Origin of the sequence: Streptomyces celluloflavus (genome assembly GCA_000720995.1) — a bacterium.
Lineage (GTDB): Bacteria > Actinomycetota > Actinomycetes > Streptomycetales > Streptomycetaceae > Streptomyces > Streptomyces celluloflavus.
In genome coordinates, this window is record JOEL01000013.1 from 88,347 (window position 1) to 103,045 (window position 14,699).

The following is a 14,699-nucleotide window of genomic DNA, read 5'->3' on the forward strand; positions in this document are numbered from 1 at the left end:
GATACCGATGACGGGCGCCACGGTGTGGCTGACCGGACTGCCGAGCGCGGGCAAGACCACGATCGCCCGCGCGCTCGCCGAGCGGCTGCGCGCCGAGGGCCGCCGGGTCGAGGTCCTGGACGGCGACGAGATCCGCGAGTTCCTCTCCGCCGGTCTGGGCTTCAGCCGCGCGGACCGGCACACCAATGTCCAGCGGATCGGTTTCGTCGCCGAACTGCTGGCGCGCCACGGCGTGATCGCCCTGGTGCCGGTGATCGCGCCGTACGCGGACTCCCGCGAGGCGGTCCGCAAGCGTCACCAGTCCACGGGCAGCGGGTATCTGGAGGTGCATGTGGCCACCCCGGTCGCGGTGTGCTCCGAGCGCGACGTCAAGGGGCTGTACGCGAAGCAGGCGGCCGGCGAGATATCCGGGCTGACCGGCGTCGACGACCCGTACGAAGAGCCCGAATCGCCCGATCTGCGCATCGCGTCGCACACCCAGACCGTGCCGGAGTCCGCCGCCGCGCTGCACGCGCTGCTCGTCGAAAGGGGACTGGCGTGACCACCGCGACCGCCCGGACCGGGACCGGCGGCGACTCCGGTGGCGACGGGAGCCCCTACGCGCTGTCGCACCTGGACGTCCTGGAGTCCGAGGGCGTGCACATCTTCCGCGAGGTGGCGGGCGAGTTCGAACGGCCGGTGATCCTCTTCTCCGGCGGCAAGGACTCCATCGTCATGCTGCACCTCGCACTGAAGGCGTTCGCGCCGGCCGCGGTGCCCTTCGCGCTGCTGCACGTCGACACCGGGCACAACTTCCCCGAGGTCCTCGACTACCGCGACCGCACCGTCGCGCGGCACGGGCTGCGGCTGCACGTCGCATCCGTCCAGGACTTCATCGACCGCGGCGAACTGCGTGAGCGCCCGGACGGGACGCGCAACCCGCTCCAGACCGTCCCACTGCTGGCCGCGATCGAGCAGAACCGTTTCGACGCGGTCTTCGGCGGCGGCCGCCGGGACGAGGAGAAGGCCCGCGCCAAGGAGCGGATCTTCTCGCTGCGCGACGAGTTCGGCGGCTGGGATCCGCGCCGCCAGCGCCCCGAGCTGTGGCAGCTCTACAACGGCCGGCACGCGCCCGGCGAACACGTCCGGGTCTTCCCGCTGTCCAACTGGACCGAGCTGGACGTGTGGCAGTACATCGCCCGCGAGCGGATCGAACTGCCCGCCATCTACTACGCCCACCAGCGCGAGGTCTTCGCCCGCGGCGGTATGTGGCTGGCCCCAGGCGGCTGGGGCGGCCCCAAGGACGGCGAGCCGCTGGAGACCCGGCAGGTGCGTTACCGCACCGTCGGCGATATGTCCTGCACCGGTGCCGTCGACTCCGACGCCGCCACCATCGAGGCCGTCATCGCGGAGATCGCCGCGTCCCGGCTCACCGAGCGGGGCGCGACGAGGGCCGACGACAAGCTGTCCGAGGCCGCCATGGAGGACCGCAAGCGCGAGGGGTACTTCTGATCATGAGCTCCACCATCACCGCCCACACGGGCGCCACCTCGCTGCTGCGGTTCGCCACCGCCGGCTCGGTCGACGACGGCAAGTCGACGCTGGTCGGCCGACTGCTGCACGACTCCAAATCGGTCCTCGCCGACCAGCTGGAGGCCGTCGAGCACGCCTCCCGCAACCGCGGGCAGGAGGCGCCCGACCTGGCGCTGCTGACCGACGGGCTGCGCGCCGAGCGCGAGCAGGGCATCACCATCGACGTCGCCTACCGCTACTTCGCCACCCCCCGGCGCCGGTTCATCCTGGCCGACACCCCCGGGCATGTGCAGTACACCCGCAACATGGTCACCGGCGCCTCCACCGCCGAACTGGCCGTGGTGCTGGTGGACGCCCGCAACGGCGTGGTCGAGCAGACCCGCCGGCACGCCGCGGTCGCCGCCCTGCTGCGGGTCCCCCAGGTCGTGCTGGCCGTCAACAAGATGGACCTGGTCGGCTACGCCGAGCCCGTCTTCGCCGCCATCGCAAAGGAGTTCACGACGTACGCGGCCTCCCTGGGCATCCCCGAGGTCACCGCCATCCCGATCTCGGCGCTGGCCGGCGACAACGTCGTGGCGCCGTCCGCCACCATGGACTGGTACGGCGGCCCGACGGTGCTGGAGCATCTGGAGACCGTCCCCGTCATCGCCGACCCGTCCGCCGATCCGGGCCGCTTCCCGGTCCAGTACGTCATCCGTCCGCAGACCCCCGAGCACCCCGACTACCGCGGCTACGCGGGCCAGATCGCCTCCGGTGTGCTGCGCGTCGGCGAGGCCGTCACCGTCCTGCCCTCGGGCCGGACCAGCACCATCGAGGGGATCGAGGCGCTGGGCCGGGCCGTGGACACGGCCTGGGCGCCGCAGTCGGTGACCGTGCGGCTCGCCGACGACCTCGACATCTCGCGCGGTGATCTGATCGCCCCGACCGCCACCGTGCCGGCCGCCTCCCAGGACATCGAGGCGACGATCTGCCATGTGGCGGACCGTCCGCTGCGGCCCGGCGACCGGGTGCTGCTCAAGCACACCACCCGTACGGTCAAGGCGATCGTCAAGGACATCCCGTCCCGGCTGACGCTGGACGATCTCTCCCAGCATCCGGCCCCGGGTGAGCTGGTCGCCAACGACATCGGGCGGATCACCGTCCGCACCGCGGAGCCGCTGGCGCTGGACTCCTACGCCGACTCCCGGCGCACCGGCTCCTTCCTGCTGATCGACCCGGCCGACGGGACCACGCTGACCGCGGGCATGGCGGGCACCGCCTTCGCGGCGGCCGCCGAAACCGCACCGGCCGCCGCGGCGGACGACGAGGGATGGGACTTCTGACCATGACCCAGGACATGTTCTCGACGTTCGCGAAGGAGGGCGGCCGCATCGGCAGCGGCGCCCGCGGCAGCGGCCAGGGCGGAGTCGGCCGATGTGTGCGCTGACGATGCCCCGCCCGCTGTCCCCCGCGTATCCCGCACCCCGCCTCCGAAGATCCACCGATCTGCCGGGCGCGCCCTGACCGGCGCGCGCTGAACCGGCACCTCCGAGAGGAACACCTCCCGTGTCTGCCGTTCGTCACCGTCTGCTGGCGGCCGCCGCCACCGTCCCGCTGCTGGCCCTCGCGCTGGGGGCCTGCGGCTACGGTTCCCAGGCCAGGAAGGACACCGCGTCCGAGGTCGTCCCGCAGGGCGCGAAGACCGACGGCCTGGACGAGGTGAAGATCGGGTTCTTCGGCAACACCACGCACGCCACTCCCCTGGTGGGCATCCGCAAGGGCCTCTTCCAGAAGGAGCTGGGCGGCACCCGGGTGAAGTCCTCGGTCTTCAACGCGGGACCCGCGGAGATCGAGGCCCTCAACTCGGGCGCCATCGACATCGGCTGGATCGGCCCCTCCCCGGCGATCAACGGGTACACCAAGTCGCACGGCAAGAGCCTGAAGATCATCGCGGGTTCGGCCTCCGGCGGCGTCTCACTGGTGGTCGACCCCAAGAAGATCAAGAGCCTGGCGGACCTCAAGGGCAAGACGATCGCGACCCCGCAGCTGGGCAACACCCAGGACGTCGCGCTGCTCAACTTCCTCGCCCAGCGCGGCTACACGGTCGACGCCACCACCGGAAAGGGCGACGTCACCGTCCAGCGCACCGAGAACAAGGTGACGCCGACCGCCCTCCAGCAGGGCGGCATCGACGGCGCCTGGGTGCCGGAACCCACCGCGGCCAAGCTCGTCAGCGTGGGCGGCACAAGGCTGCTGGACGAGAAGTCGCTCTGGCCGAACGGCAAGTTCGTCATCACGAACGTGATCGTCTCGCAGAAGTTCCTCAAGGAGCACCCCAAGGCCGTGGAGGCGGTGCTGCGCGGCTCGGTCCGGACCAACGCCTGGATCCGGTCCCATCCCGCCGAGGCGGCGCAGGCGCTCAACGACCAGCTCGCCGATCCGCAGATCGCCGGGAAGGCGCTGCCGGCGGACATCATCGGCCCGGCGTTCAAGAACACCGATGTCACCGATGACCCGCTGGCCGCCACCCTCCGGCAGGAGGCGGACCACGCCGTCAAGGCCGGTCTGCTCAAGCAGCCCGACCTCAAGGGCATCTACGACCTCACGCTGCTGAACAAGGTGCTCGGGGCCGAGGGCAGAGCGCCGGTCGACGACGCCGGTCTCGGCAGCGAGTAGTCCCGCCCCAGCAGCACCGCATCCCCAGGAGGTGACACCGATGACGACCACCACGCTCACCGAGCAGCCCGCCGCGGCGGATACCGGCACCGCGGCCCCGTACGCCGTTCGCATCGACCATGTCTCGAAGGCGTTCGGCCGCCCCGGCGCGCAGCAGCATGTCCTGGACGACATCAGCATCGATGTCGCGCCGGGCGAGTTCGTCTGCCTCCTGGGGGCCTCGGGCTGCGGCAAGTCCACCCTCCTCAACCTCGTGGCCGGGCTCGACGCGCCGTCCGCCGGCGGCATCGAGACGCCCGGCGGACGGCCGGCCCTGATGTTCCAGGAGCATGCGCTCTTCCCCTGGCTGACCGCGGGCCGCAACATCGAACTCGCGCTGCGGCTGCGCGGGCTGCCGCGCGCCGAGCGCCGCACCGAGGCGGAGCGGCTGCTCGAACTCGTACGGCTCTCGGGTGCGTACGGCAAGCGGGTGCACGAGCTGTCGGGCGGTATGCGCCAGCGCGTCGCGATGGCCCGCGCGCTCGCCCAGGACAGCCGGCTGCTGCTGATGGACGAGCCGTTCGCCGCGCTCGACGCCATCACCCGGGACGTCCTGCACGACGAACTGACCCGTATCTGGCGGGAGACCGGTCTGTCGGTCCTCTTCGTCACCCACAACGTCCGCGAGGCGGTGCGGCTCGCCGAGCGGGTGGTGCTGCTGTCCTCCCGGCCCGGCCGGATCGCCCATGAGTGGCGGGTGGACATCCCGCAGCCGCGGCGCATCGAGGACGCCGCGGTCGCCGATCTGTCCGTCGAGATCACCGAACAGCTCCGTGGGGAGATCCGCCGCCATGGCCAGCACTGAGACCGAGGCCCAGTCCGCTACCGGGAGCGGTGGCGCGACCGGCGCCGGGGAGAGCGCCGCCACGGCGGCGGCCGGTCCGGCCGGTGCCGCACCCGGCGGGCCGTCCGGGGACCTCGCCGGTCTGGAGGCCGGTCTGGACGCCCTGGACGCCGCGGTCGCCGACCGGCAGCCCTGGCTGCGTACCGTCGCCACGAAGGCGTTCCCGCCCCTCATCGCCGTCGTCATCGTGCTCGGCCTGTGGCAGCTCGCCTACCACTTCGCGCTCAAACCGCACTACCTGCTGCCGAGCCCCGTCGACGTGGGCCGGTCGTTGCAGGAGAAGTGGCTCGAAGGCACCCTGCTGAGTTTCGTGTGGACCAGCGTCTCGCGCGGCGCCCTCGGCTTCCTGGCCTCGGTCGCCATCGGTACGGCGCTCGGGCTGGTCGTCGCCCAGGTCAAGGTCGTGCGGGCCGCGATCGGACCGATCCTCAGCGGATTGCAGTCCCTGCCGTCGGTGGCCTGGGTGCCCGCGGCGATCATCTGGTTCGGGCTGAGCGACGCCACGATCTACGCCGTGGTCCTGCTCGGCGCCGTCCCCTCCATCGCCAACGGGCTGGTCTCCGGGGTCGACCAGATCTCCCCGCTCTACCTGCGGGCGGGCCGCACCCTCGGCGCGACCGGACTCGCCGGGGTACGGCACGTCCTGCTGCCGGCCGCGCTGCCGGGCTATCTCGCCGGGCTAAAACAGGGCTGGGCCTTCTCCTGGCGCTCCCTGATGGCCGCCGAACTCATCGTCAACGCACCCGATCTGGGCACCGGACTGGGCCAGCTCCTGGAGCAGGGCCGGGAGTTGCAGGACATGTCCTGGGTGCTGGCCGCGATCCTGCTGATCCTGATCGTCGGTATCGGCATCGAGTTGCTGATCTTCGCCCCGATGGAACGGCATGTGCTGCGCAGCCGCGGCCTCCTCATGAAGGGCTGATCATGTACGCGCCGCCCCCGCTCCTCGTCATCGCCCACGGCAGCCGCGACCCGCGGCACGCGGCGACCGTCACCGCGCTCTGCGCACGGGTACGGGAACTGCGGCCGGGGCTGCGGACCGAGGCCGGCTATCTCGACTTCACCGCGCCCGCCGTACCGCAGGTGCTGGAGCGGCTGGCGGCCGAGGGCGCGGAGGAGGTCGTGGCGCTGCCGCTCCTGCTCACCCGCGCCTTCCACGCGAAGTCCGACATCCCGGCGGTGCTGCGGGCGGCCACGGCGCGGCTGCCCCTGCTGACCGTGCACCGGGCCGAGGTCCTCGGCCCGTCCCCCCTCCTGACCGCCGCGCTGGAGCGCCGGCTGGAGGAGGCCGGGCTGCGGCCCGGCGACCGCCGCTCGACCGGGGTCGTCCTGGCCGCGGCGGGCTCCAGTGACCCGGAGGCGATCGCAGTGATCGCTGAAACCGCGCGGGAGTGGCGGCGCACCGCTGGTTGGTGTGCCGTGCGGCCTGCGTTCGCCTCCGCTTCCCTTCCCCGCACGGCGGACGCCGTACGGGCTCTGCGGGCGGCGGGCGTCGGGCGCGTCGCCGTCGCCCCGTACGTCATCGCCCCCGGCTTCCTCCCGGACCGCATCGCGGCCGGGGCCCGGGAGGCGGGCGCCGATCTCCTCGCGCCCGTGCTCGGCCCGGCCCCCGAACTGGCCCGCCTCCTGCTGCGGCGCTACGACCGGGCGGTCCGCACCCGCCGGGGCGCGCCCGCGCTGACGGCCTGAAGCCCCGTACCCGCGCGGCGCCGGCCGCCGCGCTCCGTGGGGGTGAGCGCGGTGGCCGGCGTGCGGTGCGGGTGTTTCACCGCGGCCCGGACGGGCGTGAGGTGCACTGCCGGGCTGGTTCAGAACCCTGTCGGATTGACGGGTCCAATTCAAGGTTCGCCAGGGCGTGTGCGGGGACGTGTGACATAAACAACAACCTTACATAAATGCAAATCACTGCACAGTCGGGCAAAAAGCCTCACCCGATGAAACATGAAGGTCTCAACTCCGTTTACTTTTACGTAACAGGGGGTGACACCGCACGAATCGTGTGCAGGAGAGTGCCGCCCGCCCGGCCGTCTCGCGCCCCGCAGGACGTCCACCCGGCGCAGCCGCCGCAGCCGCTCTCGGGACAGCCCCCACTCACCGCCTCCCGGGTCAGCAGACCGCGGCCCACCCAGTACTCGACCATCGACGCCACTTCGTCGGGCCCGACACCGACCCGCGCCGCGATGTCCTCCAGCCGTGCGCCACCGCGCGCCCGGCGCATTTCGACCAGTACGCGGCGGAGCGGACTCACGGCCCCGCCGGGCGCGCCACCGGCCGCGGCGCCCCGGCCGTCCCCGCCGCTCCCGGCCTCCTCCTCGGTCCGCTCCCCGGCCCGCCGCGGACCACGGAAGCTCACCACCACAGCCGTCCTATCTGGAAGACACCCACCGCCAGGAGCCAGGCGACGGCGAGTTGCAGCCCGTTGGAGAGCAGCGTCATCCGGCGCCCCAGCTCCTGCCACTGGGTGGCGATGGTCGTCATGCACGGCGTGTACGCCAGGAGGAAGACCAGGAACGCGAGGACGGCGGGCAGCGGATGGCCGCCGGACGAAGCGGTGAACGTCGCCCGCAGCCGCGTCCCCAGTTCGCCGCCGTCGCCCGCGGGCCCGGCGTCGTCCGGCTGCCGTGCGCCGTACGTCTGGGCGACGGTCGCCACCACCGCCTCCTTCGCGACGAAGCCGGTGCCCAGCGCGGCCGCGGCGTGCCAGTCGCCGAAACCCGCCGGGGCGAAGACCGGTGCGACGGCGCGCGAGGTGGCCCCGAAGACGCTTTGCTCGATCGGCGCCGCGCCGAATCCCGTGCCCGGGGCGGCGCCCGCCGGGATCGCGGAGAGCAGCCAGACGGCCGTGACGGTCGCCACGATGATGCCGCTCGCGGTCCGCAGGAACCCGGTGAGCTTGAGCCAGGTCTGGGTGCCGACGACCCGGAAGGTCGGCAGCCGGTAGGGCGGCAGTTCCAGGACCAGCGCCTCACCGCGCAGTTCGCGGAAGAGGGTGCGGCGCAGCAGCAGGCCGATGGTGAGGACGAGCAGGATCGAGACGACGTACATCGCGAAGACGACCGTGCCCGCCGCGCTGCCGAAGAAGACGCCGGCCAGGAGGACGTAGACGGTCAGCCGGGCGCTGCACGACACATACGGGATGATCATGCCGACGAGCAGCCGCTGCCTCGGGTTGCCGAGGATGCGCAGCCCCGCGAGCGCCGGGACGTTGCAGCCGAAGCCGACGATGATCGGGAGGAAGGCGCGCCCCGGCAGGCCCAGCCGGCGCATCGCGCGGTCCACGACGAAGGCCGCGCGCGCCATGTAGCCGGAGTCCTCCAGGACGGCCAGCAGCACGAACATGATGATCATCAGGGGCACGAAGGTGAGCAGTTGCCCCACACCGCCGATGACCCCGTCGACGAGCAGCCCGCGCAGCCAGTCCGGGGCGCCGAGCGCGTCGAGTCCGCCGGACGCGGCGCCCGCGACCGGCCCGTCGAAGAAGGCTTCCAGTCCGTCCTGAAGCGGCTTCGCAAGGGTCGTGGTGGCGGTGAACACCAGCCACATAACGCCCAGGAAGAGCGGGATGCCGAGCCACCGGGACGTCAGGACCCGGTCGACGCGGTCGGAGAGCGTGCGCCCGCGGCCCGCGCCGCCGTGCCGCTGGGTCCGGACGGCCGCCAGCACCTCGTGCACCCAGGCGTAACGGGCTTCGGCGCGCAGCAGACCGGCGTCGGAGTCTTCGTGCGGCGACCGGTCGGCGCTGTCGAGTGGGAGCGGCTCGGCGGTGCGGGCCGGGGGCGGCGCGTCGGCTTCGCGGTCCGGGTGCGGCGATCCTGCTTCATGGGCTGGGTGCGGCGATCCGGCTTCGCGGGCCGGGGGCGGCGGTCCGGTGGCGGCCGGGCCGGCGGATGCGGCGGCCGGGTGGCCGGGCGCGGCGCCCGGCTGGAGGGCGAAGGGGCGTGGCGGGCCGTCGGCGGACAGCTCCCGCCGTACGGCCGCGGCGAGGCCGGCCAGGCCCTGCCGTCTGCGCGGGACGACCGGCACCACCGGTACGCCCAACTCCGCCGCCAGCGCCGCCACATCGATGGCGATCCCGCGCGCCGCCGCGACATCCGTCATGGTGAGCGCCACCACACAGCGCACACCCGTCTCACGCACCTCCGCGATCAGATAGAGGTTCCGGGCGAGGTTGGCCGCGTCCGCGGCGATGACGACCAGATCGGGCCGCGCCTCGGCGGACCGGCCCGCGTCGGACGGCCGGTCGTCGGACGGCCGGTCGTCGGGGTGCCCGGTCAGCAGATCGCGGGTGAGTGCCTCGTCCGGGGAGCGCGGTACGAGGCTGTAGGTACCCGGGAGGTCCACCAGTTCCACGGCACCGCCCGGCCGGTCCGCAGCCGCCGGGCCGGCCGCCGCTTCCGGGTCTTCCGGGTCTTCCGGGTCTTCCGGATCGTCCGGCCGCCAGGTGCCGCGGGCGACCCGGACGGTCTTGCCGGGCCAGTTCCCGACGTGCTGACGCGCTCCGGTCAGGGCGTTGAACAGCGTCGACTTACCGACATTGGGGTTCCCGACGAGGACGACCACGGGCGCGGTACGGAGGCCCGGCCCCCGGCGCGCGCCCGGTCCCCCGGCACGCCCCTCGCCGCCGTCCGCACCGCGCCGCTTCCCGGGGTGCGCATCGTCCGTACCGCAGCAGGACTTGACCGCCCGCTCAGGCATGAACGGCCGCCCCGGGAACGGCAGCAATCGCCGAGCTTGCCGGGGCATGAGCAGTCGCAGAGCTTGTCGGGGCTTGAGCAGTCGCCGGGGCTCCAGGGGTCGCAGTGCCCGCAGCGGGCCCGGGACTGGCCGGGTCCGTGGGCGACGGGGGCAGTACGCGCACCCCGGCCGCGGTCGCGCCGTCCAGGGCCACCCGCGCATCGCCGAGGGCGACGAGCAGTCCGCCCGCGGTACCGCGCCCCACAACCCGTATCTCGGCACCTCGCACAAAGCCCAGCTCGGCGAGCCGGAGCCGGTCCGCCACCGGGACGCGGACCTCGGCCACCCGTACCCGGGTCCCGGGCCCGCAGCCTCGCAGGGTCATCGCTCCACTCCTCCCTGCAGCCCGCCCGGATCGCCGCCGGAGCAAGGCTTGGTTAGTGCACCCTAAGTGTCGGATTTCGATGATGCGCCGGGAAATTGGCGGAACCTCACCGGAGCGGCGATTCGAGGGCTTTCGCCGCCAGGGAAGGGACCTTGGCCCCGCTCGGGCGGGCAGTTCGGCCTCCCGGCCTCGATGGCGTCCACCGCCCGGTGCGTACCGCTCTCCACCGCTCCGCCGCCCCCTCGGTCACCGGATCCGGTCGGCGCGCGCGGCGGCGTCCGGATCGTCCGACGGCGGCGGCATCGCCGCGCCCCGGCCCACCGGGCACCGCACGGCGGCCCGCGCCCCGCCCCACCGGTCCGCACCCCGATCTCCCCACCCCGGGTCCCCACCTGGATCTCCCCGCCGGAGCGGGACCGCGTACCTGCGACACTGGTCCCGTCCACGCACCGCAGGAGGCAGCACGATGACCGAACCGAGCTCCGGCGCCTTTACGGAGGCACGCGCCCGGGACGTCCTGGCCGCGGCCGGGCACCCCGGAGCGGCGGCGGACGCCGAGCTGCTCTCGCTCGGCGAGAACGCCGTCTTCGCCCTCGGCGACCACGGGCCGGTCGTACGGGTGGGCCGCAGCCCCGAACTGCTGGCGCGCGCCGAGCGGGAGCTGGGCGTGGCCCAGTGGCTGGCGGCCGAGAACGTGCCGGCGGTACGGGCCGCGGAGCCGGTGGCCACCCTGGTCGACGGGCATCCCGTGACGTACTGGCAGCGGCTGCCCGAGCCCGTCCGCCCCGCGGATCCGGGCGATCTCGCCGCGCTGCTGAAGCGCGTGCACGCCCTGCCGGAACCGCCGTTCGCACTCCCCCGGCGCGAACTGCTCGACGGCGTCGAGCGCTGGCTGCGGCTGGCCGGCGACGCCGTATCGGCGCAGGACGCGGAGTATCTGCGCGGCCGGCGGGACGCGTTCGCGCTGGCCGCGACCGCGCTGGAGCCGCATCTGACCCGCGGCCCCATCCACGGCGACGCGCTGACCCGCAACGTCCATATCGGTCCCGACGGGCCGGTGCTGGTCGATCTGGAGACCTTCTCCTCCGATCTGCGCGAACACGACCTCGTCGTGATGGCACTGAGCCGGGACCGCTACGGCCTGCCCGCGGACGCGTACGACACCTTCGTGTCGGTCTACGGCTGGGACGTACGGGACTGGGAGGGCTGCGCGGTGCTGCGCGGCTCCCGGGAGACGGCCAGCTGCGCCTGGGTCTCCCAGCACGCCCCCGGAAATCCGGCGGCCCTCAAGGAGTTCCGGCGCCGGATCGCCTCACTGCGCGAGAAGGACGCGACGGTGCGGTGGTACCCGTTCTGACCAGCGGACCCTGAGCCCCTGCTCCGACCCCGTGCCCGCCGCGGCTCAGGGCTGGTACGGGATCAGCGGCCAGGCCCCCTCGACCCTCGCCCGCGGATCACCGGAGCGCCGCAAATACGCCTGGAACGAGGCGGCTTGGCCGGCCGCCGCCGTCTCCTGAAGGGCGTGCAGCGCACGGGGTGAGGGCAGCGCGACGGCCGGGTACTTCTCCCCGATGCGCCGGGCCACCCCGGCCGCGGCCATCGCGTCCGCGCCCGCTTCGTGTGCGGCGTCGAGCGGCACGCCGTAGTGCTCGCAGAGGGCCTGCAACGCACGCTTCCCCCTGCGGTAGCGGTCCACGTGCTTGTCGAGGACCAGCGGATCGACGACCGGCGCCGGGATGTGCCCGAGCCGCTCGGAGAGCGTGCGCAGGCCGTGGCGCCGGCATTCGCGGTCCAGCAGCGAGAGGTCGTACCGCGCGTTCATCACCACGAGCGGGATGTCCGCGCGCAGGGCCTCGGCGAGCGCCTCGGTGATCTCCTCCGTCGCGGTCACCGGCGAACTGCCGTGTTCTTGGACATATGAGGTCGATATGCCATGAATGGCCGTCGCCTCTTCGGGAATCGGCACGCCCGGATCGAGCAGCCAGGACCGCTTGTCCACCGCCCGGCCGTCCCCCTCCAGCCGGATCAGCGCGGCGGTGACGATACGGTCCCGCTCTATATCGGTGCCCGTCGTCTCCAGGTCGAAGCTGACCAGCAGCTCCTGATGCCAGCTCATGGCGGCCTCCTTCGGTGGTGCGTCCCCCGTTGCTCGCCCACTCTCCCACGCACCACTGACAATCCACCGGCCCGGCCCCGCACGCCCCGCACCGCCCCGTCCCGGCACCCGGTCCAGCCGCGCCCGCCCCCACCGGCCCGGCCGACGCGAACCGGTCACCGTCGCCGCGCCCCCGCCCCGGTCCGCCGAGCGCCCCTACGCTGGCCGCCATGGACCTACGGCTGGCAGGACACGGTGCGCTGGTGACGGGCAGCAGTTCGGGGATCGGGACGGCGATCGCCGAGACGCTGGCGGGCGAGGGGTGCGACATCCTCGTCCACGGGCGGAACGCCGCGGCCGCGGCCGCCGTCGCCGAGCGGGTCACGCTCCGCGGCGTCCGCTCGGAGGTGGTGCTGGGCGATCTGACCGAGCCGGGCGTCGCCGAACAAGTCGCGCTCACCGCACGGGACTTCGGGGCGCGCATTCTGGTCAACAACGCAGGTCCGTTCACCGAGCACGACTGGGACAGCGCCCGGCCGGCCGACTGGCGGGCCGCGTTCGAGGGGAACGTCCTGCCGACGGTACGCGTCACCCAGACCCTGCTGCCGTCGCTCCGCGCGCACGGCTGGGGCCGGGTAATCACCATCGGCAGCCGGGCGGTACGGACCCCGCTGCCCCGGATGGTCACGTACTCGGCGGCGAAGGCGGCCGTGGTGAACATGACCACGAGCCTGGCCCGGCACCTCGCCGGGACCGGAGTCACCGCGAACTGCGTGAGCCCAGGCGTGATCAGCACGCCGTCGCTGCACCGGATGTTCGAGGAGCGGGCGGCAGCGGCGGACGAGGCGGACCAGGCGGACGAGGCGGACGAGGCGGACGAGATGGGTGTGACGGACGCGAGGGACGTGACGGAGAGCGGCGGCGGGCGTGGACCGGTGACCCGTTCCGGTGCGCCGGTCCGGTCCGGGCCCGGACCCGTGGAGGCGGAGCTCGTCGCGGCGTACGCGCCGAACCCGACCGGGCGGCTGGGGCGCCCGCAGGACATCGCGGCCGCGGTCGCCTATCTGGCGAGCCCGCTCGCCGGCTACGTCAACGGCATCGAGCTGCGGGTCGACGGCGGCATCACCGGCACGCCGTAACCGGCGCGCACCGAGCGGCCGGGCGGGACGGCACGACACCGGCCCGCCCGGCGCCGCACAGCGGGGCGCCCGCCGCTACGACACCGGCCGCGAGTCGGCCCACTCGCTCTCGAATTCCTCGCGATACGTCTCGAAGAGGCCGTGCTCGCCGTCACGCCCCGCATGCCCGTCCCGGCCGTCCTGCCGGACCACCGCCCGGCCGCTGCCGCGCAGGACGAGGACCGGGGCCTCCATGCCACGGCTCTTGCGGAGGTAGGACTGGACGACGGCCAGGCCGTCGGGGCCGTCGCCGTCGACGAGATAGGCCGTGAAGCGCGGCGTCTCGTCGAAGACCTGGATCTCGAAGGCGCCCGGGTCGCGCAGCTGGGCCCGCACCCGCCGCATGTGCAGGATGTTCATCTCGATGGAGCGGCTCATCTCGCCCTTCTTCAGGCCGATTTCGCGCTCCCGGCGGCGGACCGCGCTGCTGGCGGGGTTGAGGAAGAGCAGCCGGACGCGGCAGCCGGACTCGGCGAGCCGTACCAGGCGGCGGCCGGAGTAGTTCTGGACGAGGAGGTTCAGTCCTATGCCCACGGCGTCCAGGCGGCGGGCGCCGCCGAAGAGGTCTTCCGCGGGGAGCTGGCGCTGGAGCCGCACCCGGTCGGAGTGGACGCCGACGACGTCGGCGTAGCGGTCGCCGACGAGGTCCTCCACGGCGTCGATGGGGAGCCGGCCGGAGGTGCGGGTGCCGGTGCCGGAGCCCAATATGTCCAGCAGCCGGGCCGAGGCGCGCTCCGCCTGGGCCAGGACCGTTTCGGACAGCGCCCGGTTGCGGGAGACAATGTTGCGGGCGACCTCCAGCTCGTCCAGGGCCAGTTCGACATCGCGGCGGTCGTCGAAGTACGGCTCGAAGCAGGGCCAGTGCTGCACCATCAGCTCACGCAGCTGGGGCAGGGTCAGGAAGCTGACGATGTTGTCGTCGGCGGGGTCGAGGAGGTAGCCCTTGCGGCGGCTGACCTCGCGGACGGCGACCGCGCGCTGCACCCACTCCTGACCGGCGGGGCCGGCCGCGGCGATGACCCATTCGTCGCCGTGCACCGGTTCGTAGACGGGGCGCAGGACGGCCGAGACGACGGCCCGCAGCCGCTGCTCGACGAGATTCAGCCAAATGTAGGCGCGGCCGGCCCGCCGGGCCCGGGTGCGTACCTCGGTCCAGGCGTCGGCGCCCCAGTCGAGTTCGGCCCCGATCTCCAGGGGGCGCGCCACCGACACCGCGCCGGGCGGTGCGTCGGCGGAGCCGCCCTCGTGGCCCTCGTGACCCTCGTCACCAGGGGGCAACTCCAGCCCGCCGCTCACCCGCCACCGCCTTCCGAACCC

General features: G+C 73.3%; 14 protein-coding genes. 9 read left to right on the top strand and 5 right to left on the bottom strand.

Annotated features, from left to right (window positions below; genetic code table 11):
• Window positions 1-7: 7 nt before the first annotated feature.
• The 7 genes from cysC to IH09_RS14520 all read left to right on the top strand — a co-directional run bounded on the left by cysC (window position 8) and on the right by IH09_RS14520 (window position 6,739).
• On the top strand, window positions 8-541 hold the full coding sequence (gene cysC, locus IH09_RS14485; RefSeq protein ID WP_052856639.1) for an adenylyl-sulfate kinase: 534 nt from the start codon (window positions 8-10) through the stop codon (window positions 539-541).
• Entirely contained in the window at window positions 538-1,491 is a 954-nt protein-coding gene (cysD, locus tag IH09_RS14490) for a sulfate adenylyltransferase subunit CysD (protein WP_052856640.1), read from the top strand. The genes cysC and cysD overlap by 4 nt, the downstream gene beginning before the upstream one ends.
• A gap of 2 nt (window positions 1,492-1,493) precedes the next feature.
• Entirely contained in the window at window positions 1,494-2,834 is a 1,341-nt protein-coding gene (locus IH09_RS14495; protein ID WP_052856641.1) for a sulfate adenylyltransferase subunit 1, read from the top strand.
• Between the two features lie 223 nt (window positions 2,835-3,057).
• A complete protein-coding gene (locus tag IH09_RS14505; protein WP_052856643.1) occupies window positions 3,058-4,167 on the top strand; it encodes an aliphatic sulfonate ABC transporter substrate-binding protein in 1,110 nt (369 codons plus the stop codon).
• A 40-nt stretch (window positions 4,168-4,207) separates the two neighbouring features.
• Window positions 4,208-5,011 (top strand): ABC transporter ATP-binding protein, encoded by an 804-nt coding sequence (locus tag IH09_RS14510; RefSeq protein WP_094792277.1) that lies wholly within the window; start codon window positions 4,208-4,210, stop codon window positions 5,009-5,011.
• A complete protein-coding gene (locus IH09_RS14515) occupies window positions 4,998-5,972 on the top strand; it encodes an ABC transporter permease (protein ID WP_052856645.1) in 975 nt (324 codons plus the stop codon). The genes IH09_RS14510 and IH09_RS14515 overlap by 14 nt, the downstream gene beginning before the upstream one ends.
• Window positions 5,973-5,974: 2 nt before the next feature.
• Complete coding sequence (locus IH09_RS14520; protein ID WP_052856646.1) at window positions 5,975-6,739, top strand: sirohydrochlorin chelatase; 765 nt, start codon at window positions 5,975-5,977, stop codon at window positions 6,737-6,739.
• A gap of 277 nt (window positions 6,740-7,016) precedes the next feature.
• Here IH09_RS14520 and IH09_RS14525 read toward each other — a convergent pair whose 3' ends face one another.
• The 3 genes from IH09_RS14525 to IH09_RS40645 are packed head-to-tail and all read right to left on the bottom strand — an operon-like array spanning window position 7,017 to window position 10,109.
• Entirely contained in the window at window positions 7,017-7,406 is a 390-nt protein-coding gene (locus IH09_RS14525) for a FeoC-like transcriptional regulator (protein ID WP_052856647.1), read from the bottom strand.
• Window positions 7,400-9,745, bottom strand: coding sequence for a ferrous iron transport protein B (gene feoB, locus IH09_RS14530; protein ID WP_110952311.1), 2,346 nt, complete (start codon window positions 9,743-9,745; stop codon window positions 7,400-7,402). Before feoB ends, IH09_RS14525 begins: the two co-directional genes overlap by 7 nt.
• Complete coding sequence (locus tag IH09_RS40645) at window positions 9,738-10,109, bottom strand: FeoA family protein (RefSeq protein WP_110952290.1); 372 nt, start codon at window positions 10,107-10,109, stop codon at window positions 9,738-9,740. The genes feoB and IH09_RS40645 overlap by 8 nt, the downstream gene beginning before the upstream one ends.
• Window positions 10,110-10,575: 466 nt before the next feature.
• On the opposite strand from IH09_RS40645, the gene IH09_RS14535 reads away from it, so the two are divergent.
• Window positions 10,576-11,466 carry an aminoglycoside phosphotransferase family protein gene (locus IH09_RS14535; protein ID WP_052856649.1) on the top strand — a complete coding sequence of 297 codons (891 nt, stop codon included), beginning with the start codon at window positions 10,576-10,578 and terminating at the stop codon, window positions 11,464-11,466.
• A 45-nt stretch (window positions 11,467-11,511) separates the two neighbouring features.
• Here the strand turns inward: IH09_RS14535 and IH09_RS14540 are convergent, their stop codons facing one another.
• On the bottom strand, window positions 11,512-12,225 hold the full coding sequence (locus tag IH09_RS14540; protein ID WP_052856650.1) for a 3'-5' exonuclease: 714 nt from the start codon (window positions 12,223-12,225) through the stop codon (window positions 11,512-11,514).
• A gap of 209 nt (window positions 12,226-12,434) precedes the next feature.
• On the opposite strand from IH09_RS14540, the gene IH09_RS14545 reads away from it, so the two are divergent.
• The gene (locus IH09_RS14545) at window positions 12,435-13,343 is read left to right on the top strand and encodes an SDR family NAD(P)-dependent oxidoreductase (protein WP_052856651.1); all 909 of its coding nucleotides are present in this window, start codon (window positions 12,435-12,437) and stop codon (window positions 13,341-13,343) included.
• 75 nt (window positions 13,344-13,418) lie between these two features.
• Here IH09_RS14545 and IH09_RS14550 read toward each other — a convergent pair whose 3' ends face one another.
• The gene (locus IH09_RS14550) at window positions 13,419-14,678 is read right to left on the bottom strand and encodes an SAV2148 family HEPN domain-containing protein (protein ID WP_110952291.1); all 1,260 of its coding nucleotides are present in this window, start codon (window positions 14,676-14,678) and stop codon (window positions 13,419-13,421) included.
• Between the last annotated feature and the right edge of the window lie 21 nt (window positions 14,679-14,699).